The sequence below is a fragment of the Bacteroidota bacterium genome (genome assembly GCA_018816945.1).
GTDB lineage: Bacteria > Bacteroidota > Bacteroidia > Bacteroidales.
The window spans coordinates 63,743-76,088 of the sequence record JAHIVC010000010.1 but is presented as its reverse complement, the minus strand read 5'-3'; the positions used below and the strand labels follow the sequence as shown (position 1 = coordinate 76,088).

At 35.8% G+C, this 12,346-nt stretch carries 10 protein-coding genes; 8 read left to right on the top strand and 2 right to left on the bottom strand.

The window, feature by feature from the left end:
• Positions 1 to 286 precede the first annotated feature (286 nt).
• Positions 287 to 1,504, top strand: a complete 1,218-nt coding sequence (locus tag KKG99_01670) for a 6-phosphofructokinase (protein ID MBU1011689.1) — start codon at positions 287 to 289, stop codon at positions 1,502 to 1,504.
• Here the strand turns inward: KKG99_01670 and KKG99_01665 are convergent, their stop codons facing one another.
• The gene (locus tag KKG99_01665) at positions 1,505 to 2,428 is read right to left on the bottom strand and encodes a hypothetical protein (protein ID MBU1011688.1); all 924 of its coding nucleotides are present in this window, start codon (positions 2,426 to 2,428) and stop codon (positions 1,505 to 1,507) included.
• Positions 2,429 to 2,695: 267 nt separating this feature from the next.
• Between KKG99_01665 and KKG99_01660 the strand changes: the two genes are divergently transcribed.
• The 3 genes from KKG99_01660 to KKG99_01650 all read left to right on the top strand — a co-directional run bounded on the left by KKG99_01660 (position 2,696) and on the right by KKG99_01650 (position 7,129).
• Complete coding sequence (locus tag KKG99_01660) at positions 2,696 to 5,098, top strand: MMPL family transporter (protein ID MBU1011687.1); 2,403 nt, start codon at positions 2,696 to 2,698, stop codon at positions 5,096 to 5,098.
• Positions 5,099 to 5,275: 177 nt separating this feature from the next.
• The gene (gene rfbA, locus KKG99_01655) at positions 5,276 to 6,145 is read left to right on the top strand and encodes a glucose-1-phosphate thymidylyltransferase RfbA (protein ID MBU1011686.1); all 870 of its coding nucleotides are present in this window, start codon (positions 5,276 to 5,278) and stop codon (positions 6,143 to 6,145) included.
• A gap of 9 nt (positions 6,146 to 6,154) precedes the next feature.
• Complete coding sequence (locus KKG99_01650) at positions 6,155 to 7,129, top strand: polyprenyl synthetase family protein (protein MBU1011685.1); 975 nt, start codon at positions 6,155 to 6,157, stop codon at positions 7,127 to 7,129.
• Here KKG99_01650 and KKG99_01645 read toward each other — a convergent pair.
• Positions 7,126 to 9,078, bottom strand: coding sequence for an ABC-F family ATP-binding cassette domain-containing protein (locus tag KKG99_01645; GenBank protein ID MBU1011684.1), 1,953 nt, complete (start codon positions 9,076 to 9,078; stop codon positions 7,126 to 7,128). The two genes, KKG99_01650 and KKG99_01645, sit on opposite strands and share 4 nt — an antisense overlap.
• A gap of 108 nt (positions 9,079 to 9,186) precedes the next feature.
• On the opposite strand from KKG99_01645, the gene KKG99_01640 reads away from it, so the two are divergent.
• The 4 genes from KKG99_01640 to serS all read left to right on the top strand — a co-directional run bounded on the left by KKG99_01640 (position 9,187) and on the right by serS (position 12,345).
• The gene (locus tag KKG99_01640; GenBank protein MBU1011683.1) at positions 9,187 to 10,092 is read left to right on the top strand and encodes a DMT family transporter; all 906 of its coding nucleotides are present in this window, start codon (positions 9,187 to 9,189) and stop codon (positions 10,090 to 10,092) included.
• A gap of 96 nt (positions 10,093 to 10,188) precedes the next feature.
• Complete coding sequence (rplU, locus tag KKG99_01635; protein MBU1011682.1) at positions 10,189 to 10,674, top strand: 50S ribosomal protein L21; 486 nt, start codon at positions 10,189 to 10,191, stop codon at positions 10,672 to 10,674.
• 18 nt (positions 10,675 to 10,692) lie between these two features.
• On the top strand, positions 10,693 to 10,971 hold the full coding sequence (gene rpmA, locus KKG99_01630; GenBank protein ID MBU1011681.1) for a 50S ribosomal protein L27: 279 nt from the start codon (positions 10,693 to 10,695) through the stop codon (positions 10,969 to 10,971).
• 102 nt (positions 10,972 to 11,073) lie between these two features.
• Complete coding sequence (gene serS / locus KKG99_01625; protein MBU1011680.1) at positions 11,074 to 12,345, top strand: serine--tRNA ligase; 1,272 nt, start codon at positions 11,074 to 11,076, stop codon at positions 12,343 to 12,345.
• Position 12,346: the final 1 nt, after the last annotated feature.

Genomic DNA, 12,346 nt, shown 5'->3' with positions numbered 1-12,346 from the left:
GTGACTAATAGGTTTTTTAAATTCAAGATGTTCTATCAAATTATTGAATCAGATGCAAAACTACAAAAATAAATGCCTGAAAACTGCCTCGGCTTTAAATTGAATGTTACACCATTTTGTTTATATTTGTTTCATTATTATTGACAGTAGACAGTAGTAAGTAGTAAGTAGTAAATAATCGCTGTCTGCGGTAACCAAAATTAGTCTTGATACTTAAGTCTTGAATCTTGAGTCTTAATACCCTGCCTGCGGAAGGCAGGTTGAATCTTAAATCTAATTTCAAACAATGAAAAAAGCAATTGCAATTTTATGTGGAGGAGGCCCTGCACCGGGGATAAATTCGGTAATCAGTTCCGTTTCAAAAGTGTTTTTAAAAGATGGATACCGGGTAATTGGACTTAATAAAGGCTATCAAAGCTTGTTCACAGAAAATCCACTGATGGTTGAGATTGGATTTAAATACGCTGATGATATTTTAAAAACTGGTGGATCGGCCTTACAAATGAGCCGGCACAAGCCAAAGGATGAAGAATTTACGACCGATTTTTTTACAAAAAACAATGTGAAGCTTTTGGTTACCATTGGCGGAGATGACACTGCATCAACTGCCAACCGTATTTCAAAATACATGGCCGAACATGGGGTGAGTATTCAAAATATTCACGTACCGAAAACCATTGATAATGATCTTCCATTACCTGAAGGAAGTCCAACATTTGGTTATCAATCGGCCAAAGAAGAAGGTGTTAGAATAGCTTCGACAGTTTATGAAGATGCACGTACCAGCGGTAATTGGTTTTTGGTTTCGGCCATGGGCCGCGAAGCCGGACATTTGGCTTTTGGAATTGGTGGGGCCTGCCATTATCCTATGATTGTGATTCCTGAAATGTTTAATAAAACCAAGGTAACTTTTGAGAAAATAATCAAGCTATTAGTTTCGTCTATTGTTAAGCGCAAAATTTTAGGTGTCGATTATGGTGTTGCGATTATCAGTGAAGGCGTTTTTCATTTCATGATCGATGAAGAAATAAAATCAACCGACATCAATTTTACCTATGATGACCATGGACATCCTGAACTGGGCAATGTGAGCAAAGCTCATATTTTCAACATGCTCCTGGCAAGAAAACTTAAAGAGTTGAATATTAAAGTAAAAAGCAGGCCTGTTGAGCTTGGTTACGAAATTCGCTGTGTAAAACCTACCGCCTTTGATCTGATGTATTGCAATTTATTAGGAATGGGTGTGAAGTATTTATTTGATCAGGGGATTACCGGTTGCATGGTCACTTCCGATCCGAAGGGTGATATTGCGCCACTTTATTTGAAGGATGTTGAGGATAAAAACGGGAAAATAAAACCCCGCATGGTGAACATGAACTCTCAAAAAGCAAAATTGGTTTTCAACCATAGTTTGCAGTATTTGGAAGAAGCCGATTATGATGCAGCAAAAGCCTATTTAATCAATCCTGAAGAATATGATTTCAGGAAGATTTTGGAATGGTAACTACAGGATAGCCTTTATCTTCTCAAACAAAACCGTCGCCAGTTTATAATAGGATTCATCGGTCCATCCGGCAACGTGGGGAGTAAAGACTACATTTTTTGCAGTACTTAAATATTGGAAATCCTCCGGTAGGTCTTCCAGCTTTTCGAAAGCATGTTTTTCATATTCCAACACATCCAAACCTGCAGCCAGTACTTTTCCTGTTTTTAAATGTTTTACCAAATCAGCAGTTCTTACCACTTCGCCCCGTGAAGTGTTCAGTAAAAAAATATTTTTTTTAAAGCTTCGCAGAAAAACATCATCAACCATATAATGTGTTTCTTCAGTAATTGGAACATGTAAGCTTAAGATATCAGCTCTTTCAAAAACGGTTTTTAAGTCTGTTTCCGTCACAAACCGATCGGAATAATTAAATTTATATTTATCGTAAGCAATAACCTCGGCATTAAATCCACTGATTTTTTGGGCAAAACTGCTGCCCATATTTCCATACCCAATAATGCCGATTGTTTTACCCTTGATTTCTGTACCCCAATTTCCGTTTCGGTTCCAAATCCCCTTTCTTACCTCTGCATCGGCCGAAACAATTTTATTCAGTACAGCCAATAACAAAGCTACTGTATGCTCACCAACAGCATCGCGACTACCTTCGGGAGCATTAAAACATTTTATCCCTCTTTGTTCGGCAAAATCAACATCAATATTTTCCATTCCTGCACCAACCCTTCCTATAAACTTAAGGCTGGTAGCTTGCAGCATCACATTTCTATCTATTTTTTTACTCCTGACAATAATCCCCAAATAAGTACTTAAATCATCCCCTCTTTTTAATATTGCCGGATTATAATCACACAGATATCCAAGTTTTTCAAAACTTTCGATCAAAACAGGATGGGTTTCATCAACAAACAGAATTTTTTTCATTATCCCCTTTCTATTATTGCAAAGATATAAAATGAATGACGTTATTTGGCTTAGATATTTCTTTATCGACAAAAGTAACTTACCTATGTAACTGACCTGATCTCCCACAAGTTTATACTAAAATCAATATTTAACAAAGATCAATTCCCTTTAATTTTTCTATTCCAGATAATTTTGCTAATTTCGGCGTCCCTGAAAATCAGATTTAAAAAACAGCAAGCAAATAAGGGTCAGCGGATTAAATCAATTATTTGAGAATTTAAAAGCATGTGGAAATATATTGTTAGAATTATTCTTCGAAATCGATTGGCAAATCTGATCATAATTGGGTTGATCACCGTTTTTATGGGTTATCAGGCCACTAAAGTTCAACTTACCTATGAAATGGCAAAAATGCTTCCTGCTTCAGATTCGGCAAGTGTTGATTATGAAAATTTCAGGGCGAAATTTGGAGAAGACGGAAGTGTTTTTTTCGTTGGTGTTCAAGATGAAAAACTTTTTCAACTGGAGGAGTTCAACGATTGGTATGATTTAACTCATAAATTAAAAGAAATAGATGGCGTTGAAGAAGTCGTTTCTTTGGCTAAACTTTATCAATTAACCAGAAATGATGAATTAAAGAAATTTGATTTTACACCTGTTTTTAAATCCAAACCTAAAACTCAATCAGAGCTTGACAGCTTAAGGGACGTGATTTATTCCCTTCCTTTTTATGATGGCCTTCTTTATAATAAAGAAAGTAATGTCACCATGATGATGATCACCCTCGACAAAGAAAAATTAAATACCAAAAGCAGGGTCGGACTCATTTACGACATAAAAGAAACAGTTGAAACTTTTAGTTTAAAGCATCATATCCCAATCCAATACTCAGGTCTACCATATATACGTACTGTCACTTCAAAAATGGTAGAGGACGAATTAAATTTTTTCATTTATGGGGCGCTCATTATTGCTTCTATCCTATTATTATTATTTTTCCGATCGATCAAAGTCGTTTTTTTTACCATCCTAATTGTAGTCATCAATGTGGTTTGGGTATTGGGAAGCATTTCTTTATTGGGATATAAAATCACAATACTTACCGGCATATTGCCTCCGCTTCTCATTGTAATCGTGGTTGAAAATTGCATCTTTCTGCTCAATAAATACCACAATGAGTATCTTAATCATGGCAATAAAGTCAAAGCATTATCCAGGGTTGTTCAGCGCATCGGAAATGCAAATTTGCTTACCAATGCAACTACAGCAGCCGGTTTCGCGGCTTTCATCGTTACAGGTAACAAAATATTGGTTGAATTTGGGATCGTAGCATCAATTAACATTTTATTTGCTTTCGTTCTTACCTTATTCTTAATTCCGATATTTTTCAGTTATTTGCCTCCGCCTTCTAAACGTCATACCAAACATTTGGATGAAAGTATTGTTAGTAAATTAATTGAATGGGTTATAAGGATTGTATTGCATCGACGTTTGGTTGTTTACATCTTAACAGTTGTTGTCCTGATATTTGGATTTATCGGGATTACTATGCTAAAAACGACGGGTAATATTGTGGATGATATATCAAAAAAAGATCAACTTTATAAAGACTTGATATTTTTTGAAAAACATTTTAAGGGTGTAATGCCACTTGAAATTACCATAGATACACGAACAAAAAAGGGAGTCATGCGTTTATCAAATATTGAAAAAATTGATGAACTTCAACAAGTGCTGGCCAAATATCCTGAATTATCAAAACCTTTGTCGATCGCCGAAGTCGTGAAATTTGCAAAACAAGCATTTTATAAAGGCAATAACAAAATGTATGCATTGCCCAATAGTCAGGAAAAAAACTTTATCCTCTCCTATGTCCCTGATATTGAAAGCGACAAAAAGACCATTCTTAATTCATTTGTAGACTCCGATTTACAGACAACAAGAGTAAGTGTTCAGATGGCAAATATTGGAACAAAAGAGATCAAGATCCTTATGGATAAATTGCTTCCGGAGATTGACAAGATTTTTCCTCCCGATAAGTATGATGTTAAGGTCACAGGAACAAGTGTAGTCTTTCTGAAAGGAACTAACTATTTGGTGAAAAACTTAATGGCAAGCTTATTATTGGCACTCGTAATTATTTCAGCACTCATGGCTTTATTGTTTACTTCAGCGCGAATGATTGGGATTTCATTAATCCCGAATTTAATTCCTCAATTAATGACTGCAGGAATGATGGGGGTTTTTGCAATTTCAATTAAACCATCGACCATACTTATTTTTAGTATCGCGCTTGGAATATCAGTTGATAATGCCATCCACTTTTTATCAAGGTATCGGTTACAATTAAAGATTAATAACTGGGATATAAAAGAATCAGTAATTGCGGCTCTTCGCGAAACAGGGTATAGTATGGTTTATTCGTCGGTAGTTCTGTTTTTTGGGTTTGCAATCTTTACATTATCAAGTTTTGGCGGTACTGAGGCTTTAGGTTATTTAATATCGTTCACTTTGATCGTGGCTTTGCTTTCAAATTTATTTATTCTGCCTTCACTTTTATTATCTTTAGATAGGTTTATCACAACGAAAAAGTTCAAAGAACCTTTATTGATCATATTCGACGAAGAAGATGATATTGAAATTGACAGTTTGGAAATCGAAGATCTTGATACCAGAGGATCTGCGTAAAACCAGATTATAGATATTAGAATTTAGATTATCTTAAAGTATACAATTAATGGTATAAATTATTAGTCAAAACATAACATACAATATCAAGAAGAGCAAATAAAAAATTGGACAAAGGATTTCAGATTAACTTAATATATATCTAATATCTAAGTTCTAACATCTAACATCTAAAACATGAAAGGAATTATTTTAGCAGGAGGATCCGGAACCCGTTTACATCCGCTTACATTAGCCGTCAGTAAACAGCTTATGCCTATTTACGACAAACCTATGATCTATTATCCGCTATCCATTCTGATGATGGCAAACATCAATGAAATCCTAATTATTTCTACTCCTGAAGATTTGCCAAATTTCAGAAAATTGTTGGGCGATGGTTCACAATTAGGATGTAAATTCTCATATGTTGAACAAAAAATTCCAAATGGTTTGGCTCAGGCCTTTGTGCTGGGTGAAGAATTTATTGGAAAAGATAGTGTTTCGCTCATCTTGGGGGATAATATCTTTTATGGCAGCGGAATGCAAAATCTGTTATGGGAAAGTGCAAAAGATCCTGATGGAGGTGTTGTTTTTGCTTATCATGTAAATGATCCTGAAAGGTATGGAGTTATTGAGTTTGATGAAAATTTTAAGGCCCTTTCAATAGAAGAAAAACCAAAAAATCCTAAATCAAATTATGCAGTACCTGGTTTATATTTCTATGATAACTCTGTTGTTGAAGTTGCCAAAAACCTGAAGCCAAGTGCCCGAGGCGAATATGAAATTACAGATGTGAACAAACATTATTTGAATGCCGGAAAACTTAAAGTTGGAATTATTAGCCGTGGAACGGCATGGCTTGATACGGGTACATTCACTTCTTTGCTGCAGGCCAGTCAATATGTTGAAGTAATTGAAAGCCGACAGGGATTAAAGGTTGGCTGTATTGAAGAGGTGGCATACCGCAGAAAATTTATTGATGCTGTTCAATTGGAAAAACTTGCCCAACCATTGCTTAAAAGCGGTTACGGAGATTATTTAATGAATTTGCTTAAAGGGAAATAGGAAGAAGAGATGCAGAAATATGAATACCATTATCAAAAATTCAATGAATTCATAAAATATCAGAATTTTAATTTCGAGCCACATGAGTTGTATGACCCAATAGCTTATACTTTAGCCTTGGGAGGTAAACGAATCAGACCGGTCATTGCTTTATTGGCTTGTAATATTTTTAGCGGGAAGTTTGAGAACATCATCAGCCCTGCTATGGGAATTGAAGTCTTTCATAATTTTACTTTGCTACACGATGATATCATGGACGATGCTCCAATCAGGCGTGGAAAAGAAACTGTATATCGCAAATGGAATCAGAATATCGCTATCTTATCGGGCGATACCATGTTTGCATTGGCTTATAAATACATCACCAAAACGGACCCAAAGTATTTACCGGACATTTTAGAAGTTTTCAATAAAACAGCCATTGAAGTTTGTGAGGGACAACAACTGGACATGAACTATGAAGAACAGCCCCAGATTACCATTCAGGACTATTTGAACATGATCAGGCTAAAAACCGCAGTTTTTATTGGAGCAAGTTTAAAAATTGGAGCCATTATCGGTGATACTACTCAGGAAAACATTGATAATATTTATAGTTTCGGTGAACATTTGGGGATGGCGTTTCAATTACAAGATGACTTGCTGGATGTATTCGGCGACGAAAAAAAATTCGGCAAGCAAATAGGTGGAGATATTATTACCAACAAAAAAACTTTTCTTTACATAAAAGCTTTTGAGCTTGCTTCAGGAGCATCACTGGCATCGTTAAAACAGCATTTCATCACTAACCATCCCGATCATCAACTAAAAGTTCAACAAATTAAAAAGGTTTATTCAGATTTAAAAGTTGATAAATATGTACGGGATGAAATATACAGATACTATAACCAGTCATTAATTTATTTGGAGAAGATTCAGGTTGAAGAAGAAGGCAGGAATGAATTAAAAATGCTGGCCGAAAGATTGATTAAGCGGGATTATTAAGTTGATTCAAGGTTCGATTGGACAACTTCCAATTCATACTGAAGTTCTTCCCATCTCTTCATTTCCTGGTTCAGCTTTTTCTTAAGTATATCATAATTTTTATACAATTCACCCGAATTGATTTCCTCCTGATACTGATCGGGAGATGCCAACTTTTGATCCATCGTTTCTATTTCTTTTTCAATCAATTCAATGCTTGATTCACTTTTGGTGATCTGGGTGTTTATCTTCCTTATTTCACGTTCAAATTCTTTCTTCTGTTCATACTTAAGCTTATTGTCGGAGAGTGTTTTTTCTTTCAATTGTGTATTTTTTGAAGCTTCATTCAGCTGCGACAAATCCTCTAGTTTTTTCTTCTCCAAAAAATAATAGATATCTCCCAAATACTCTTTGATGGTTTTATTCTTGAATTCGATCACACGAGTTGTCAATCCCTGCAAAAAATCCCGGTCATGCGACACGATGATCAACGCGCCCTCATACATCAACAACGCATTTTTAAGGATGTCCTTTGATCGCATATCCAGATGATTGGTTGGCTCATCCAATATCAACAAATTAACCGGGGATAAAAGCAGTTTAGCTAACGACAATCTCGATTTTTCGCCCCCTGATAAAACTTTTACTTTTTTGTCAATCGCTTCGCCACTAAATAAAAAACTACCGAGCAAGGTTCTTAAACGGGCTCTGATATCGCCAATGGCCACCTCATCTACCGTTTCAAAAACGGTAAGCTCAGGATTAAGCATTTCCCATTGATTCTGGGCATAATAGCCCATTGTAACATTATAACCTGCTTTAAGCTCTCCTTCGTAATCAAGGGTATTACCAATAATTTTTGCAAAAGTGGTCTTCCCTTCCCCGTTTTTTCCGACAAAGGCAATTTTTTCCCCGCTTAATGCCATGAAATTGATTTTATCAAGCACCATTTTTGAGCCATAATGTTTTGATAAATTCCTTGCTTCAACTACAATTTTTCCTGCAGCAGGGGCCGGAGGAAATCGAAAATGGATGGAAGACTTATCAATTTCTTCAATCTCGATTTTATCCATTTTATCCAAAGACTTAATCCTCGACTGAACCTGTTTGGATTTGGTACTTTTATATCGAAAGCGCTCGATAAACTTTTCAACTTCCTTAATTTGCTTTTGCTGGTTATTATAGGTTGATGTTTGCTGATCCAAACGCTCCTCTCTCAATCTCACATAATCAGAATAGGAAGCTTTATAATCGTAAATTTTACCTTGATTAATTTCGATGGTACGCTTTGTTACATTATCCAAAAATGCCCGATCGTGCGACACCAGCATCAAAGCTCCGGGATAATTTATCAAATAATCTTCAAGCCATTGAATAGATTCAATATCCAAATGATTGGTAGGCTCATCGAGCAACAGGCATGCAGGTTGGCGCAATAAAATTTTTGCCAATTCAACCCTCATTTGCCAGCCATTGCTAAACTCTGTAATTGATCGGGTTAAATCATTCTGACTAAATCCCAACCCTTTAAGCACCTTTTCAACATCGGCCTGTGCCGAAGAACCACCATGGATTTGATAATTTTCATTCTCATGCGCTAAATTATCAATGAGCTCAAGATATTTGGGGCTATCAAAATCGGTACGATTTTCAATTTGTGAAGTCAGGTTTTTAATATTTTTTTCGATCTGTCGGATCTCACTAAAAGTGGTAAGCGTTTCATCCAGAATTGAACGGGAACTAACGATCTTCATTTCCTGAGGCAAATAGCCGTATGCCATTCCTGAGGGTGTTACAATCTCTCCTGAATTCGCGGCCAATTTGCCGGCAATAATTTTTAAAATTGTAGTTTTACCGGCACCATTCTTACCAACCAATCCGATGCGATCGCTTATATTGATCAAAAAACTAATATTCTCAAACAATACATTACCCGAAAAACTCAATCCTATATTATTAACCGAAATCATTGTTCTTTTCTTTGAGGTGCAAAGATATCAAATTGATTTTAGTAGAAAAAAATATAGTAAGCCAAGAGAATAATTAAATTATATCTTTGTGGATTCTGCAAAATAACGATGAAAATAGCTAAAACAACTATAGTATCCTGGCTCATACTACTTTCTCTAATGCTGACTTGGGGCAGTTCCTTTATCTTAATCAAAAAAGGATTGACCGTTTTCTCAAGTTCACAAATTGGATGCCTGAGGTTAGGAATCACCTTTTTGATATTATTGCCTTTTGCATTTAAACGTTTAAAAAAACTTAACCGTAAACATTGGATAGCTTTGCTTTTTATTGGGATTGGAAGTTCCGCACCCGCTTTTCTTTTCCCGATGGCTCAAAAAGGGATAGATAGTGCCACTGCAGGAGTATTGAACTCTCTGTCACCCTTATTCACTTTGCTTCTTGGATTGGCTTTTTTTAAAATAAAAGTTAAGTGGATTAATGTACTTGGGGTATTGATTGGCTTAACTGGTGCGATTGGCTTAATTTCTGTTTCTGGTAATGCCAGTTTTGAATTTAATTTTGGATATGCCGCATACATCATATTAGCAACTATTTTTTATGCGCTTAATGCCAACATGATCAAATCTTTTTTACAGGATCTTGATTCATTTACGGTGACCATTTTTTCTTTTTTCATTTTCGGATTACCGGCATTAATCTATTTGTTTGTTTCAACTCCATTCATAAACCAACTGAATCAGGATCCGAATTTTTGGCTCGGGCTGGCCTATGTTTCAACTCTGGCAATAGTCGGAACCGCAGTCGCCTTGATTTTCTTCAATTACCTGATCAAAATAAATACCGCAATTTTTGCCTCCTCGGTTACTTATTTAATTCCAATTGTTGCCTTACTTTGGGGGGTTTTTGATGGAGAGCATTTCAGCGTGGTTTATATCCTATGGATTTTGATGATTTTAGTTGGGGTCTTCCTTGTTAATGCCAAGCACTTGAAAGTCTTTGATTTTAAAAAGTGAATTCGTTTAAAAAATTATCATTAAATGCTTTGTGCATAAAATAATTTTACTAATTTTGCACTTCCAAAAAATAACGGAATTTTAAAAAAAATTGAGATGTACGCAATTGTTGATATAGCCGGACAGCAGTTTAAGGTGGAAAAAGATCAAGAGATTTTTGTTCATCGCCTGGAAGGAGAAGAAGGTTCAGAAGTGAAATTTAGCGATGTAATGTTGTTAGATGTTGATGGCAAAGTAAGTGTTGGTACTCCTTTTGTAAAAGGTGCCAGTATTTCTGCTAAAATTCTTTCTCATGAAAAAGGTGACAAAGTTACTGTATTCCACAAAAAAAGAAGAAAAGGTTATCAGAAAGCCAATGGCCACCGCCAGTATTTTAGCAAAATTCAAATTGAGTTAATTGCTGAAAATGAAGCTGCCGCCAAAAAAGAAACTGCAAAAGCCGCTGTAAAAACTGTAGAACCAAAAGCAGAAGCCGTTGTTGAGAAAATCGAAACTGTAAAAAAAGCTGCTGCCCCAAAAGCAAAAAAAGAAGCTACAGCTCCTAAAGCAAAAGTTGCAAAAAAGAAAACTGATAAAGAATAACATTAAAAATATACAATTATGGCTCATAAAAAAGGTGCCGGTAGTTCAAATAACGGTCGTGAATCACTTAGTAAACGTTTAGGTGTGAAAATTTATGGTGGTCAGTTTGCACAAGCTGGTAATATCATCATCCGTCAAAGAGGAACTGTTCACAATGCAGGTGAAAATGTAGGTATGGGAAAAGACCACACCCTATTCGCTTTAAAAACAGGAACTGTTGAATTCAGGAAGAAAAAAAATAACAAATCATACGTTTCAGTAGTACCTTTTGAGGAAGTTACCGTCGCTGCAAACTAATAAATATTAAAATATTAAAAAAATCCTCTCGTTTATGACGAGAGGATTTTTTTTGTTCAATTATCTTTTTAAACCCTTACTTTTGTATAAAATTTTACCAAAATGTTGCAAATCAGTTTTATTAGAGAAAACACAGAAGAAGCGATTCGCCTTTTATCCATTAAAAATTTCAATGCATCCGAGCTTATTGAGGAGGTTATTCAGCTCGATGATAAACGAAAAGCTACCCAAAAATTATTAGATGATCAATTATCAGAATCAAATAAATTGGCGAAACTAATTGGCGATTTATATAAAAGCGGAGAAACTGCGAAGGCAAATGAGTTTAAGCAGAAAACGGCCGATTTAAAACTATCTTCAAAAGTATTAGCTGATGACCTGGCACTTATTTCAAAAAATCTCTCTGATAAACTGATTGAATTTCCTAATATTCCGCATTCAAGTGTCCCTGCCGGGAAATCGGCTGAGGATAACGAAATCATTTTTGAAGAAGGCGAATTCCCAAATTTGTACGATGGAGCAAAACCTCATTGGGAACTGATCAAGCAATATGATATCATCGATTTTGATCTTGGCAATAAAGTTACAGGAGCCGGATTTCCATTTTATAAAGCTGCCGGTGCCCGTTTACAACGTGCATTAATCAACTTTTTTTTGGATGAAGCCATCAAATCAGGTTATACCGAATTTCAGCCACCTTTATTTGTAAACGAAGATTCTGCCTATGGTACCGGACAATTGCCCGACAAGGAAGGTCAGATGTATTTTATTGGTGAAGACAATTTTTACCTGATCCCAACCGCTGAAGTTCCGATTACCAATATTTACCGAAATGTTATTTTAAAAGAAGATGATTTCCCGGTTAAGAACGTAGCTTATTCAAACTGCTTCCGTCGTGAAGCCGGTTCGTATGGGAAAGATGTTCGGGGCTTAAACCGCTTGCATCAATTTGATAAAGTGGAGATCGTTCAGATTCAACATCCCGATAAATCATACGAAACCATAGAAGCAATGAAAGATTATGTTGCCTCTTTACTTCGAAAACTTGAACTTCCGTTCCGCATTTTACGACTTTGTGGTGGAGATATGAGCTTCACCTCAGCCTTGACTTATGATTTCGAGGTTTTTTCGGCCGCACAAAAAATGTGGCTGGAAGTAAGTTCGGTTTCAAACTTTGGAAGTTTTCAGGCCAATCGCTTGAAATTAAGGTTTAAAGACAAAGACGGCAAAATAAATCTGGCTCATACTTTAAACGGAAGTGCTTTGGCATTGCCCCGTATTGTTGCTGCTTTACTCGAAAACAACCAAACGCAGGAAGGAATTAAAATCCCAAAAGCATTACAATCTTACACCGGATTTGATTTAATCAGTTAAA